Source organism: Nocardia niwae NBRC 108934 = DSM 45340 (assembly GCF_001613465.1).
Taxonomy (GTDB): Bacteria; Actinomycetota; Actinomycetes; order Mycobacteriales; family Mycobacteriaceae; genus Nocardia; species Nocardia niwae.
Window position 1 is genome coordinate 574760 of the sequence record NZ_BDCK01000015.1, and the last position, 13644, is coordinate 588403.

Annotated in this window: 12 protein-coding genes; 4 read left to right on the forward strand and 8 right to left on the reverse strand. The window is 68.9% G+C overall.

The window, feature by feature from the left end; genetic code table 11:
• Positions 1-61 precede the first annotated feature (61 nt).
• A complete protein-coding gene (locus tag NNI01S_RS06505) occupies positions 62-2146 on the reverse strand; it encodes a tetratricopeptide repeat protein (protein ID WP_063018414.1) in 2085 nt (694 codons plus the stop codon).
• Positions 2147-2464: 318 nt separating this feature from the next.
• Positions 2465-4720, reverse strand: coding sequence for a serine/threonine-protein kinase (locus NNI01S_RS06510; protein ID WP_063018416.1), 2256 nt, complete (start codon positions 4718-4720; stop codon positions 2465-2467).
• A 74-nt stretch (positions 4721-4794) separates the two neighbouring features.
• Here NNI01S_RS06510 and NNI01S_RS06515 point away from each other — a divergent pair, with 74 nt between their 5' ends.
• Complete coding sequence (locus tag NNI01S_RS06515) at positions 4795-5877, forward strand: NAD(P)H-dependent amine dehydrogenase family protein (RefSeq protein ID WP_063018418.1); 1083 nt, start codon at positions 4795-4797, stop codon at positions 5875-5877.
• A complete protein-coding gene (locus NNI01S_RS06520) occupies positions 5874-6362 on the forward strand; it encodes a carboxymuconolactone decarboxylase family protein (protein WP_063018420.1) in 489 nt (162 codons plus the stop codon). The genes NNI01S_RS06515 and NNI01S_RS06520 overlap by 4 nt, the downstream gene beginning before the upstream one ends.
• A gap of 12 nt (positions 6363-6374) precedes the next feature.
• Here the strand turns inward: NNI01S_RS06520 and NNI01S_RS06525 are convergent, their stop codons facing one another.
• Complete coding sequence (locus NNI01S_RS06525) at positions 6375-7082, reverse strand: hypothetical protein (RefSeq protein WP_063018422.1); 708 nt, start codon at positions 7080-7082, stop codon at positions 6375-6377.
• Positions 7083-7159: 77 nt separating this feature from the next.
• On the reverse strand, positions 7160-8722 hold the full coding sequence (locus tag NNI01S_RS06530) for an amino acid permease (RefSeq protein WP_063018424.1): 1563 nt from the start codon (positions 8720-8722) through the stop codon (positions 7160-7162).
• 151 nt (positions 8723-8873) lie between these two features.
• Here NNI01S_RS06530 and NNI01S_RS06535 point away from each other — a divergent pair, with 151 nt between their 5' ends.
• Positions 8874-10247, forward strand: coding sequence for an FAD-dependent oxidoreductase (locus NNI01S_RS06535; protein WP_063018426.1), 1374 nt, complete (start codon positions 8874-8876; stop codon positions 10245-10247).
• Between the two features lie 5 nt (positions 10248-10252).
• Here NNI01S_RS06535 and NNI01S_RS06540 read toward each other — a convergent pair whose 3' ends face one another.
• Positions 10253-10645: an ankyrin repeat domain-containing protein gene (locus NNI01S_RS06540; RefSeq protein ID WP_063018428.1), complete on the reverse strand. Its 393-nt coding sequence runs from the start codon at positions 10643-10645 to the stop codon at positions 10253-10255.
• Positions 10646-10676: 31 nt separating this feature from the next.
• Positions 10677-11450 (reverse strand): UdgX family uracil-DNA binding protein, encoded by a 774-nt coding sequence (locus tag NNI01S_RS06545; RefSeq protein ID WP_084488567.1) that lies wholly within the window; start codon positions 11448-11450, stop codon positions 10677-10679.
• Between the two features lie 21 nt (positions 11451-11471).
• Here NNI01S_RS06545 and NNI01S_RS06550 point away from each other — a divergent pair, with 21 nt between their 5' ends.
• Entirely contained in the window at positions 11472-12779 is a 1308-nt protein-coding gene (locus NNI01S_RS06550) for a glycosyltransferase 87 family protein (RefSeq protein WP_063917329.1), read from the forward strand.
• A gap of 28 nt (positions 12780-12807) precedes the next feature.
• Here NNI01S_RS06550 and NNI01S_RS06555 read toward each other — a convergent pair whose 3' ends face one another.
• A complete protein-coding gene (locus NNI01S_RS06555; protein ID WP_063018430.1) occupies positions 12808-13254 on the reverse strand; it encodes a nuclear transport factor 2 family protein in 447 nt (148 codons plus the stop codon).
• A gap of 72 nt (positions 13255-13326) precedes the next feature.
• Positions 13327-13518, reverse strand: coding sequence for a hypothetical protein (locus tag NNI01S_RS06560; RefSeq protein WP_063018432.1), 192 nt, complete (start codon positions 13516-13518; stop codon positions 13327-13329).
• Positions 13519-13644: the final 126 nt, after the last annotated feature.

Genomic DNA, 13644 nt, shown 5'->3' on the forward strand with positions numbered 1-13644 from the left:
TGCCACACATGTCCGGCACCGTACGACATGCGCGCGTCCGGGTGCCAGTTCTTTTCCGCGTTCAGCGGGACGTCGGCTGCCCCACCACGTCCGGATCCTGCAGCTCGGCGGCGAAGATCCGCCAGGACTTGGCTTCCGCGTGCTTGCCGAGCTGGTCGAGCAGATCGGCGAGTTCGGTGATGGCGCGTGGCTCGCGGCGGTCGGCAGCGGTGCGCCACCAGGATTCGGCTCCGACCGGATCGCCGCGCCGCAGGCGCACCATGCCCAGCTCGTAGGCGGCGCCCGCATGCCCGGCCTCGGAGGCCTGGGCCCACAATCCGCACGCCTGTTCTTCCTCGCCCCGGCGGTACATCGCGACACCCAGGTCGTAGAGCGCACCGCGATATCCGGGATCGCCCGACTCCCTGGACTCGCGCGTGCGCGGCGCATCGATCGTCGCGGATCGTGGCGCGGGCAGCGGAAGCACGTCCGGAGCCGGCGCGGTGGACACGTCGATGCTCGGCGGTGTCATCGGTGTAGTCACTGGCGGGCGGGTGTTCGCGACGGCCGGACCGGGTTCACGCACGGGCACGTCCGCCGCGGGCGTGGGCGAAACCCGTTCGCCGAGGATTGATGCCGCCGAAGCGAGCTCGGGCTCCTTTTGCGCAACGCGGGCATCGGGCGGCGGAGTGTCGGCAGGGGGCTGCTGGTGCGCGCCGGTGGTGCCGAATGCGGGATACGAGTCGCCTGCGGCCCAAGAGTCCGTGATCAGCGGTCCGGAATCGGTGCCGGGCCGCTGGGCCGGGGATGGGGTAGCGCCCTGGAGGGGCTGTGGGGCTGCCGGTCCGGGCTCGGCGTGAGGAGTCGAAGGTAGTGCTGGGTGCTGCGGGTGCGTGCCGGTGGGGTCGAACGCACGATACGCGTCTGCCGCGGTCCACGGGTTCGCCGACAGGGGGTCGGATTCGGTCCTCTGACCATTCGGCGAGGGTCGGGGTGGCGGCGGAACGGCCGGGGCAGGCGGTGCGTTGCCGATCGATAGGCCGGCGAAAGAGTGGGCTGGGTCTTCGGGCGGATGCGTATGCGCGACCGGCGGTCCGAACGTGCCGTACGAATCCGCCGTGGATCTTTCGTTCGCGGCCAGAGGATAGGGCTCGGATCCTCGGGAAGGTACTTCGTCCTGCGCGGACGGGATGTGTGCGCCCGGCGGCTGGGCGACGCGCTCGGTTTCGAGAGGGGTGCCGGCGCCGAATGGATCGGGCACGCTGTGGGCGGCGTCCGTCGCTGGGGGTGCGGCGAGCCGGCTCGGCGCCGCGGGCGGGTTGTCCGGAGCTCGGGCGCCGGCAACCGGGCTCGGAGTATCCGCGGAGGACCGTGCCGCGCGAGACGATTGCACGTTCACGAAAAGGCTGCCCGCGCGTCGCGGTTGCGGGCTTCGGCTTGCCTGCCCGTTCACCGCATCCGTGGCCGTGGACGGCTCGGCGGCGAGCCGCTGCGCCGGTGCCGCGGATTCGGCCGTCGGCGGACCGGCGTCGATTCGCGGAACCGGCATGGTCGGCGCGGTGGGCGGGCCCGCGGAAGCGGAGGAATCGAGGGCGGGCGCGCTCATGCCGACAGGAGTCATCGTGGTCGCGGCGAGAGCCGACGCCTCCGGCGGAAGGGGAGTGGGAGCGGTGGACAGCTCCACGACCAAATTCGCGAAGTTCGGCGGTCCTTCGCCGATGCTGCACCACAGCACGACGCGACCGTTGGGCTGGTGCTCGACGACGATGCCGTAGTTGCCCGCCCAGGACTTCTGCGTGCCGAATTCGTCCACCCAGACCGGGGTAAGGGTCACCAGGGTCACCGGCGCGGTGGGCGTGACGGCGAAGCTGACGCCCGCGGCCAGCGCGTCGCTCCACGCGTCGACCCCGGCGAGCGACCGTCCGTGTAGGTCGAGATAGCCGTCGACGACAGATAGTCCCATCCCGAGCCCGCGCAGTCCGGCGGGCGGCGCCGCCGAGATCATCGTCAAGGCGATGGTGGTGGGTGCGGGGCCTACTTGCTCGGTGTACATCGGGTAGACCATGCTGCCGTGCCAGAGAATCGGATCCGCGCTCTGGTAGCGCGCGGCCAGCGGCAGCTCTTCGGGCGTATTCCGGGCAGCCCACGACGAATACCGCTCGTTCACTGTCGCGCGCCCTGCCTTTCCGCCCGATCCCTACCGCCGCCCCCGCGCCGGGCAGCGGGGTATACCGTACTCGCCGCGAACCAGGACTGCGCCGCAATCCCCTGGCGGTAGGTAGTGCCCCGAGTGCCAACGCTACCGGGGGGTTCACCCCATTTCCCAATGATGCACAGTGGCGTGTCCGGCCTCACGCCGGCACGTGAATCGACCGGCAGTGGCGGGTTCCGTGCCCCCGCGGTTGCCGGACCGCACCCGCTTCGGCGCGGCCATGCGGTGCGCGCCTGTTCGCAGCGACTGCCGTACCGGTCGCGGCGTTCCGGGCTACCGATGTCCGGCAGCGAGGCGTTCCAGCGCTGCCAAATCCTTCTCCAGCGTCCTAAACAGCCAGTACACGCCGACGAACGCCACAGCGCCGCCTGCGCAGAGCACGCGCAGCGGCACGATGACGGCGGGGATGTCCCCCGGTGGGATGAATGTCGCCCCAACGACACCCAGCAGCGGCACAGCGGCCGCGACGGCCAAGAAGTAGGTACTGTCGGCATCGAGCTGCCGCAGGCGACGCGCGTCCTCGGCGCCGAGCGCGCCATGGGGGAGGAACATCGGGTACAGCGACTGGACCGCGTAGAAGGTCACCAGGAAGTAGGGATACGCCATCGCGATGGCGCCGCAGACGATCTGGGTGAGAAAGAAGTGCACATAGGAGGCCGTGGGGATCTGGTTGCCCGACGCCTGCACCGACACCGGGACCGCCACGCCCGCGATCGCCCAGAGCGCGAAGCAGGTGAGGACGTTGCGTCTGCCGAGCCGCAAGGTGTCGGCCCTCGCCCGCGCCAGGATCGCCGAGTCGTACGAGCGGCCCTTGCGCAGCCCGCGCGCGATCGACCAGAGCCCGGCGATGAGCAGATTGGTCGCCACGAAGCCGATGAGGAAGCACGCGGCGTAGGTCGCCAGGGCGATCTGGTCGAAACGGTGGTGGGCCTGCGCGTCGAGTTTGTCGATGATCAGCGTGCGGTTGTGGTTGTAGCTGTAGAGGATCGCAAGCGCGTTGGGCACGGCGATGGCCAGCGCCATGATCGGATGCATCAGCATGCGAGCGCGCAGGCGCCTGCTGGCGGGCGGCGGATCGACGAGGTCGCGGGCACGCGCGTCGAGGCAGACCGCCAGCTGCTGGGCCATGTCGGCGCCGGACGGCCAGCGCTCGGCAGGGTTCGGATGCAGCGCCCGGACCAGGGCGCGCTGCAACGCCTCCGGGCAGTCCGGGGGCAGATCCGCATAGGGCAGGGCGCGCGGGCTCCGGGATCGGCGTCGGAGCATGGCGTCCAGGGCGGTGCGGTCGCCCCCGGCCACCGCGTCGTCGTCGAACGGCTTACGGCCGGTGAGCAGTTCCCAGAGCACGACCGCGAGGGCGAACAGATCGCTGCGAGTGTCGAGCTCCTCGGCGGTGGCGGGCAGGTCCGGATGCACCGCGGCGAGCTGCTCGGGTGACATGTACGCCAGCGAACCGCCGAAATAGGCGAGCGGGCTGTCCCCGGCGACGTTGCCGCTGAAGCTGATGTTGAAATCGGCCAGCTTGGGCACACCGTCGGCGGTGAGCAGCACATTGGCCGGCTTGACGTCGCGGTGCAGCACCCCGCCTCGCCCGGCGTAGTCGAGCGCTTCGGCCAACCGCCGTCCGAGCCATGCCACGGTCTCCGGCCACGACAGCCCGGCCAGTTCCGCCCGCAGCGGCGATTCACTGGGTTGAATCTCGCCTTTCGCGGCGAGCGCCTCGTCGATGACGTCGAGCAGCATCGCTCCGTGGCGGCGGGCCCGCGGTGTCGCGCGGACGCGCTCGAGCACCGTGAACAGCGTCCCGCCGGGCACGTACTGCATGTACAGCAGGCGCAGTTTCCGGTCTGCCAGCACCCGCTGGTCGAACACCCGCACGATGTAGTCGTGGTCGAGCTGGGCCAGCGTCTGTGGCTCGGTGCCTTTGTCGCGGGAGATCTTCACCGCGACCAAGCGCTGCATCGAGCGCTGCCGCGCCAGGAAGACCCGGGCGAACGCGCCGCGCCCGAGGCCGGTCATCAGGTCGAAGTCATCGATCCGCTGGCCGGCCGCGAGATCGTCGAGGTTCGCCGGTTCGGGGGCGACCGTCATCAGCGTGCTGTGATAATCGTCGGTCGCGAGCATTTGCGAGAGCCGGTCGGCCTGGTCGGGGTAGGCGGCGGTGTACTCGGCGACCTCGACCGTGCCGCCCGCCTGCCTGCGGACGTGGAACTCCTCGTAGATCAGATCGGGCGGTAGCGGCCATGCGCGCAGTTCCGGGAGTTCGGCGGCGTAGTCGGCCAGACGTTTCGGAGCGGCGCCGCGGCCCCACCGGTTGGCCAGGTCGACCTTGATCAGCTCGATCAGCGACACTCGGCGGATGGCGGGGGAGTCGGGGAGGTAGGCGGCGAGATCCGGGGGAGTCGCCGCGGTGCGCCATGCGTCGGCGAAGCGCTCGACCACGTCGGCGATTCCGGTGCTCCGCGCTTCGCTCGGCGATCGGCCCGCTGCGACCGTCGCCCCCGGAACCGGCGGGGCGGGGTGCGCCATGGGGGCATCGTATCGACAGGAAGCGCTTCCGCGGAACGCCGCCCAGTCGACCAAGCGCTTGCTACGCTCGATCGATGATCTCCACGGTGGTCTGGGGCACCGGCAATGTCGGCCGCGCGGCGATCCGGGCCGTCGACGCCCACCCGGCGCTGCGTCTGGCCGGGGTGCTGGTGCACGATCCGGCGAAGGTCGGCCGCGACGCGGGCGAACTCGCGGGCATCGACCGGGAACTCGGCGTCGCCGCCACCGGCGACGTAGGCGAAGTTCTCGACGCTCGCCCGGGAGCGGTCGTCTACGCGTCCTCCGGTGACATCCGCCCCGACGACGCTCTCGCCGATATCGTGCGCGCGCTCCACGCGGGCTCGGTGGTCGTCACCCCGGCGCTCTACGCGCTCTACGACCCGCGCAACGCACCGCCGGAGGTGCGCGAGCCGGTGCTGGCCGCGATCGCCGCGGGCGGCGGATCGCTGTTCGTCTCCGGCATCGACCCCGGATGGGGCAACGACGTGCTGCCCCTGCTCATCAGCGGGCTCGGCAGCACCGTGGAGACGATCCGCTGCCAGGAGATCTTCGACTACTCCACCTACGACCAGCCGGACTCGGTGCGCTACCTGGTCGGTATGGGGCAGCCGATGGACTATCCACCGCCGATGCTCGCGCCGTCGGTGCCGACCATGGTGTGGGGCGGGCAGATCCGGCTCATGGCGCGGGCGCTCGGGGTCGAACTCGACGAGATCCGCGAGACGCTGGACCGGCGCGCCCTGGACGCCGGCGTCACCACGACTTCCATGGGCGAGTTCGCGGCGGGTACCCAGGGCGCCGTGCGTTTCGAAGTCCAGGGCATCGTCGAAGGACAACCGCGTCTGGTCATCGAGCACGTCACCCGCATCCATCCGTCCTGCGCGCCCGATTGGCCCGTGCCGGCCGACGGCGGCGCGGGCGCGCACCGCGTCATCATCGAAGGTCATCCGCGCATCGAGGTGACCGTCGAGGCGACCGACGAAGACGGCAACCGCTCCGCGGGCGGCAACGCCACGGCCGTCGGCCGCCTGGTCGGCGCCATCGACTGGCTGGTGGCGGCGGAACCCGGACTCTATGACGCATTGGACGTCCCGCTGCGTCCCGCGGTAGGCAAACTCGGAAGGAAACATCCATGATCATCGACATCCCCGAGGGGAAGGATCCGATCGGCTACGTCTGGGGTGAAATGGTTCCCGGCATCGGCGTCGCCGCGTCGAACTTCTCGCTGTCGGTCTACTCGCACAGCACGCTCGGCCTGCGCGAATTCGAGGCGGCGCGGCTGCGCATCGCGCAGATCAACGGTTGCCTGTTCTGCATGGATTGGCGCACCGAACGTGACGGGGTGAAGGTCGAGCCCGAATTCGCCGACGCCGTCACCGAATGGCGCACCACCGACGCCTTCGACGAACGTACCCGGCTCGCCGCCGAATACGCCGAACGCTACGCCACCGACCATCACAACCTCGACGAGGAATTCTGGAGCCGGATGTTCGCCCACTACAGCCAGCCCGAAGTGGTCGAACTGAGCATGAGCATCGGCTCGTGGCTCGCGTTCGGCCGGCTCAATCACGTGCTCGGTCTCGACTCGGTCTGCGTGTTGCCGGGCCATTCCGCCGGTTGACGAATCGCGGAATCACATCGGAATTCGCGATACCCACGCGGGCTGCCCGTCGACCAAGCCCAGTTCGAACTCCTCGGGTGCGTCGAGCACGGCGCCGAGTTGGCGAAGCGCTCGATCGGCGGAGATCTCCGCGGGAAACCGGATGTATTCGAGGGTGGCGCCGGATATCCGGGCACGGAATCGGTACCGGAATTCGACTTGGCCCGCGTAGGTCAGCGCGATGCGGCCCTGCCAGTCGATGTCGTGCCTGCCGTCGGGACGGCGGGTGAAGAACACCTCCTGGTCGGCCACCGAGTCGTGCCCGAGCAGATAGATGTTGAACGCCAGGCACTCGACGTCGTCGGCGTGCGCGAGGGGCAGCGGATCGACCGTGAGACGTTGCGGCTGTTCGGATGTCAGCAGGAAGGGCCGGCCCGGCGCCGCGGCGCGCAGCCCGGTGGCGTCGTCCTCACCCCAGTACGTGGACGACAGCGTGCAGCTGTGATAGTTCTGCCAGACGATCGGCGACAGCCAGTCCTCGCAGCTCTCCTCGCCGCCGTCGGGATCATGTTCGGCATCGTAGGCCGCCGAGCGCAGATGCAGATCGAACCACAGGCCACCGGCCTGGTCCATGCGGCCGGTCCACGCGAACTCTTCGATCGCGTGCCCTTCCGGCCACGGATTTCCCGGGAACACAATTCTCCCGGCGGGCGAGAAACGCACCAGGTCGGTCCTTTCCATCCGACCCACCCTAGCGACCGAGACCGACAAACTCGACATGCCAGATCGGGGAAGCCGTGCCCCGCCGCGGTTGCGCCTCAGGCGTTGGCCGGTTCCCCCTTCTCCGGCTGGTCGGCGGGTGGTTCGTCGACCGTCCGCTTCGGCCCGGTGAACCAGGTCCGGGCCGAGGCCAGCCACCAGACGCCGATCGCGCCCACCACACCGACCAACGTGATCGGCGCGTAATTCACAGTGGTCCAGGTGAATTCGCTGTGCCACGGATACCCGCGGGCGTCGGTCGGCAAGATGAACAGCAAGCTGATCAGCACGATCCACAGCAGCGCGACCACTCCGATCGGGCGATACCACGCACCCAGTTGCCAAGGGCCCGTGCGGAAGCGAGCTCCGTGCCGCTGCCGCAGCAGGATCGGGATGCCATAGGCGATATAGAGTCCGATGGTCGCGATCGAGGTAGCCGCGGCGTAGGCGGTGGGTGCGTTCGCCGGGGGCACCAGCATCGACGGGATAAGCAGCACGAACGCGAAGAAGGAGATGAACAGCACGGCGTGCACCGGCACTTTCCGCGCGGAAAGCCGCGACCAGAATCTCGATCCGGGCACCGCGCCGTCGCGCGCGAACGCGAACAGCATCCGGGAGGCGGAGGTCACCGAGGCATATCCGCAGAACAATTGCGCGACTGCCGCGATGATCAGCAGCAACCCCGACCAGAACCCGTTCAACGAGTTCTCCAGGATGTAGATCACCGGATAGCCACTGTTCTTGCCGGGATCCAGCGCGTCGTCCAGATTCGGAATGGCGAACGTCACCGCCATGATGAGCAGGTATCCGGCGATCGCCGACACGACGATCGTGCTGATGATGCCTTTGGCCGCCATCCGCGAGGCGTCGTGCGTTTCCTCCGACATGTGCGCGGAGGCGTCGTAGCCGGTGAACGTGTACTGCGCGTGCAACAGGCCGAGCAGGAAACTGAACGCGACCCCGCCGAATCCGATCGCGCTGTTGTCGACCGTCTCGGTGAAGACCCATCCGGCACTCTGGTGGTGCCGCGCGCCGAAACCGAGGACCAGTACGAAGATCGCGACGCCACCGACGTGCCACCACGCGGAAACATTGTTGATCACCGCCGACAGATGGGGGCCGAGGACATTCAGGACGGCGTGCAGGACGAGTACGGCGGCGAATACGAGGAAGATCGCGGTGCGGTCGGTACCGATATCGATCCCGACGACGTTCAGCACGACGGTGGTGAAGATGGCCGCACCATAATCGATCGCCGCGGTGACGGCGATCTGTCCGATCAGGTTGAACCATCCGGTGAACCAGCCCCACACCGGGCCGCCCAGTTCGGCGGCCCACCAGTACAGCCCGCCGGAGGTCGGATAAGCCGAGGCCAGTTCGGCCATGGCGAGTCCGACGAACAGCACCATGACCGACACCAGCGGCCACCCCCAGGCCATGGTGATGGGGCCGCCATTGGCCAAACCGATGCCGTAGCTGGCCAATCCACCGGTCAGGATGGACACGATCGTGAAGCTGATGGCGAAGTTGGAGAAGCCCGACCAGGATCTGGCCAGTTCTTGCTTGTAGCCCAGTTCGGCGAGCCGACGTTCGTCGTCGGAAGGGGGTCGGGTCTCGGTCATGTCGTGCTCCCGGGTGAAAACGCTGCCCTCATACCGCGTTTGCAGAAGATCAGTGTGAAGTACTGATCGGTCAACCGCAGCCCAACCAGCAAATCCGCGAAACGACGGGCCCGGCGCCCGCTCGGGGGATACCGAACGTAGCGTGAGGAGCATGAGCGAGCGACTGGTGGTCATCGGCGGTGACGCGACGGGGATGTCGGCGGCCTCGCAGGCGCGCCGGATGAAGGACGCGAGCGCGCTGGAGATCGTCGTGTTCGAACGCGGCGGGTTCACCTCGTACTCGGCCTGCGGCATCCCGTACTGGGTCGGCGGCCACGTCGCCGAACGCGACGCCCTGATCGCTCGCACCCCGGAAGAACACCGCTCCCGCGAGATCGACCTGCGATTGCGCACCGAGGTCACCGAGATCGACGTCGACGCCGCCCGCGTGCGCTACCGCGACCGAGAAACCGGTGCGTCGGCATGGCTGCCCTACGACCACCTGGTGATCGCCACCGGCGCCCGCCCGGTGCGGCCACCGCTGCCCGGAATCGACGCCGACGGCGTGCACGGCGTGCAGACCCTCGATGACGGGCAGGCCCTGCTCGGGACGCTGGAGCGGGCGCGTGGCAACCGCGCCGTCGTGGTCGGCGCGGGCTACATCGGCGTGGAGATGGCGGAGGCGCTCATCCGGCGGGGCTACGACGTCACGATGGTCAACCGCGGACCGGAACCGATGTCCACGCTCGACCCCGACATGGGCGCCCTGGTGCGCGACGCCATGTGCGGCATGGGCATCAAGGTGGTCGGTGACGCGGAGGTGTCCGAGCTGCGGACCGGTGCCGACGGCCGGGTTGCCGCGGTCGTCACCGACACCGCGGAATACCCGGCGGACGTCGTGGTGCTCGGCATCGGCGTGCGCCCGGAGACCGAACTGGCCCGCGCCGCCGGTCTGCCGCTGGGACAGACCGGCGGGCTGCGCACCGATCTCGCCATGCGGGTGCGCGGTCACGAGAACATCTGGGCGGGCGGCGATTGTGTCGAGGTGCTGGATCTGGTCTCCGGCCGTGCCCGCCACATTCCGCTGGGCACCCACGCCAACAAGCACGGTCAGATCATCGGCGCGAACATCGGCGGGGGATACGCGGTCTTTCCCGGCGTCGTGGGCACCGCGGTGAGCAAGGTATGCGAACTCGAGGTAGCCCGGACGGGGCTCCGCGAGAAGGACGCTCACGCGGCGGGCCTGCAATACGTAACCGTCACGGTCGAATCCACCAACCGCGCCGGCTATTACCCGGACGCCCGGCCGATGACGGTGAAGATGCTCGCCGAACGTTTCACCGGCCGCTTGCTCGGCGCCCAGATCGTAGGCCGCGAAGGCGCGGGCAAACGCGTCGACATCGCGGCGGTCGCACTGACCGCCCGGATGACGGTGGAGCAGATGACGATGCTCGACCTCGGCTACGCACCGCCGTTCTCCCCGGTGTGGGACCCGGTACTGGTGGCCGCGCGCAAGGCTGTCACCGCCGTTCGCCAACGCGGGTAGCGCGCTCAGGCGCCGAACAGTTCGAGCAGCTCGGTCTTGCCGAACATGACCGCGGCGTCGCGGGCCGACGGGGCGCCCGCGTCGGGGTCGGCCCCCGCCGCGGCGAGCCGGCGCACGATGTCGGTCTCGCCTTTGAATACCGCTCCGGCCAGAGGCGTCTGGCCCTTGTCGTTCGCCCGGTTCGGATCGGCAGACCGCTGCAGGAGCGCTGCCACGGCCTCGGCGTGCCCGTGGTAGGAGGCGAGCATGAGCAGCGTGTCCCCGGCCTCGTTGGTGAGGTCGACCGGCACGCCCGCGTCCACGTAGGCGGCCAGCCTCGCGGCGTCTCCGTGCCGGGCGAAGTCGAACACCTTGGTGGCCAGTTCGAGCAGTTCCGGGTCGATTTCGTCGGCGTTCATCCGCTCACTCCTGTCGTGGGCCGCGCGCGGGTCAGCGCGTCGCCGCGGATTTTCCCAGTTGTTCCCGCACGATGCGCAGATCGGCGACGAAGGCTTCGTAGGCGGCGGTCCGGTCGGGCGCGCGCAGCACCGACGACGGGTGCACGGTGGCGATCGCGCGGAAGTCCGCGGTCTCGACGACCTCACCGCGGCGAGTGCTGACCTTGAACGACGGGCCGAGCAGCGCCTGCGCGGCGATGGCGCCGAGGCACACCACCAGCCGTGGACGCAGCAGGCCGAGTTCGGCGTCGAGCCACGCCGAACAGGCGACCACCTCGGTGCGGCCGGGTTGCTTGTGAATCCGTCGCTTGCCGCGCTCCACGAACTTGAAATGCTTCACCGCGTTGGTCAGGTAGGCCGCGTCGCGGTCGATGCCGGCATCGGCCAGCGCCCGGTCGAGCAGCCGTCCCGCCGGGCCGACGAACGGCTGTCCGGCCACGTCCTCCTGATCGCCGGGTTGCTCGCCGATCAGCACCACGTCCGCGTCCGGGGGACCGGCGCCGAAGACCGTTTGCGTGGCGTGGCGGTAGAGATCGCAGCCCCGGCAGTCGCAGGCTGCTCGCCGCAGCCGCGCCAGATCCGCGTCCTGCGGTACGAACATCGCGGCGCCGGGCGCCTTCGTCACTGTCCGCCTCCTGCCTTCGGTGGGGCCGCGACGGCTGTCGCGGAGCTCCTCTGCCGCTTGTGCTGGTGGCGGCTTACCCGTTTCGGCGGCCCTCACGCGTGGGTCGCGACTCTCCCTACCACGTGCTGAACGACGCGCCATGGGTCGGTATAGTCGCCGCGGATGAGTAGTGTCACCGCCACCGCCGGAACGCCGATGTCCCAGAACCGTCGACTCGGGCGTGTGCTGCGGGCGGCGCCGGTCCTGTCGCTCGCGTTCTCCGCGTTCTGCCTCCTGACACCGGTCTGGCCGTTCCACAAGATCACCGGCGGGTTCATCGACCTGCAGGTGTATCGACTGGGCGTGGATGCCATGCGGCACGGCGCCGATATGTACGGGCAACTGCCGCAGACCACCATCGGGGCGGGTTTGCCGTTCATCTATCCGCCGTTCGCCGCGCTCGCGCTGGGCCCGTTCGCGATGCTGCCGTGGGATGTGGCCGCCTTCAGCTTCTTCGTCTCCTCGGTGGCCGCACTGGCCCTCACCCTCTATCTGGTGGCGCGGCGGGTATGGCCGGAGGAGTCGCAGCGGCGGCTGGCGGTGTGGGCCACCGCGTGCGCGACTCCTTTGGGCCTGCTGCTGGAGCCGATCCACTCCACGCTGGATTTCGGTCAAGTCAATCTGCTGCTGATGGCGTTGGTCGCCGCCGACTGCCTCACGCATAAACCACGCTGGCCCCGGGGCATGCTGATCGGCATCGCGGCCGCGATCAAGCTGACGCCCGCGGCGTTCGTGCTCTACTTTCTGGTCCGCCGGGACTATCGCGCGGCCGCGACCGCCGCGGTCACCGGTGCGGCGGCCACGGCGCTCGGTTTCGCGATCCTGCCGAAGGAATCCGTCAAGTATTGGTTCGGCGGTCTCGGCAACGTCTCCGGGCTGAGCGGCTCGGCCTTCCATACCAATCAGTCGATTCAGGCGGTGTTCTCCCGGTTCGAAGTGCCTGAGCCTGCCTTCACCATGATCTGGCTGGTACTCGGTGCCCTGTTGCTGGTTCTGGTCGTCGCCGCGATGCGCCGGGCGGCCGACCTGCCCGCGCTCGCGTTGGCCCTCAATGCCGTCTTCACCCTGCTCGTCTCGCCGATCTCCTGGTCGCACCACTGGGTATGGATCGCGCCCGCGTTGTTCGCCGTGGTCGGCTACGCGACTCGCCTTCCGCTGCGGCGGGCGATCGGGTGGTGGGTGACGTTCGTGGTCACCGCGGCGGTGTTCGTCATCGGCCCGCACAACTGGCTGCCCGACGGCGAGCACCGGGAAACCGCCTGGACGCCCTGGCAGCACTTCATCGGCAACACCTATGTCTGGTTCAGTGTGGTGCTGGTCGTGCTTTTCCTGGTCGCGAGCAAGCGCACCGTCGCCGCGCGCGCGAACCCGTCGTCCGACGGGACGCTCCGGGCGGCCGACGACGCGCCCTCGGCGCTGACCGCGCGCTGAGGCGCGCCCGGGCAGCGATCCTCGCGCGTCACCCCATGCCGGGCGCGGAGGGCGCGACGAAGAGGAAGCTCTTCTCTTCGACACGCTGCTCGATGCGCCATCGTCCGTCTACGCGGACGAATGTGTCCAAGTACCAGAGCCCGCACAGCATCATCGTCGGCGGTCCGTCACCGCCGGACACCATCATCGGGTTGTGGCACATCGTCCGCCCGGTGGCCGTGTCACCGTCGATTTGGATGGACGAGTTGCTGATCAGGTGCTGGAAGGCGGGGAAGTTGGGCAGGACGGAGGCGAGGAACTCCTTCGTCGTCGCCAGATCGCCCACCGAGCCGCCCATGGCGGAGTAGTCGATATGAGCGTCGGGCGTGAACACTTCGTCCAGTAGGTCCCACTGCCGGGTGTCGACCGCGTGCGAATATCGCACCATCAGGTCTTCGATCTCGAATCGATCCGAGATCTCCTGCAACGACAGCATGCCTGCCTCCTCTTGACGTCGATATCCGGGTTATGTCACCAGGATTCGGCAGGTGAGGCAAGGTCCGTACGGTTACGCCTTGTGCGGCAGGATGTTCAGTACCAGCGTGAGCCCCGCCACAATGCTCACGCACGCCACCAGGGTGGTGAGCGCCGATTGGGTGATCATCGCGATGCCGATCGAAAAGGCAAGGCACGTGGTCAAAGCGAGCGCGCCGGTTCCCGGTTCCACACCGGCGATCCGGGTTGGTCGGTGATCCGTCATAGCTATGTAATACCCAGGCGGCGCCGTTACGAAACCGTGATGGAGGGTGGGATTCCGCCTCGGGCGTGTACGCAGGTCAGTTGCGATAGGGGTGCCGTTCCGGTGCGGCCCGCACGCGCCGGGGCA

Coding starts and splice junctions, on each gene's coding strand:
- NNI01S_RS06535 (WP_063018426.1), top strand. CDS start 8,874: ATGAGCGAGCGACTGGTGGTCATCGGCGGTGACGCGACGGGGATGTCG.
- NNI01S_RS06525 (WP_063018422.1), bottom strand. CDS start 7,082: ATGGAAAGGACCGACCTGGTGCGTTTCTCGCCCGCCGGGAGAATTGTG.
- NNI01S_RS06530 (WP_063018424.1), bottom strand. CDS start 8,722: ATGACCGAGACCCGACCCCCTTCCGACGACGAACGTCGGCTCGCCGAA.
- NNI01S_RS06540 (WP_063018428.1), bottom strand. CDS start 10,645: ATGAACGCCGACGAAATCGACCCGGAACTGCTCGAACTGGCCACCAAG.
- NNI01S_RS06555 (WP_063018430.1), bottom strand. CDS start 13,254: ATGCTGTCGTTGCAGGAGATCTCGGATCGATTCGAGATCGAAGACCTG.
- NNI01S_RS06520 (WP_063018420.1), top strand. CDS start 5,874: ATGATCATCGACATCCCCGAGGGGAAGGATCCGATCGGCTACGTCTGG.
- NNI01S_RS06550 (WP_063917329.1), top strand. CDS start 11,472: ATGAGTAGTGTCACCGCCACCGCCGGAACGCCGATGTCCCAGAACCGT.
- NNI01S_RS06560 (WP_063018432.1), bottom strand. CDS start 13,518: ATGACGGATCACCGACCAACCCGGATCGCCGGTGTGGAACCGGGAACC.
- NNI01S_RS06515 (WP_063018418.1), top strand. CDS start 4,795: ATGATCTCCACGGTGGTCTGGGGCACCGGCAATGTCGGCCGCGCGGCG.
- NNI01S_RS06545 (WP_084488567.1), bottom strand. CDS start 11,450: ATGGCGCGTCGTTCAGCACGTGGTAGGGAGAGTCGCGACCCACGCGTG.
- NNI01S_RS06510 (WP_063018416.1), bottom strand. CDS start 4,720: ATGGCGCACCCCGCCCCGCCGGTTCCGGGGGCGACGGTCGCAGCGGGC.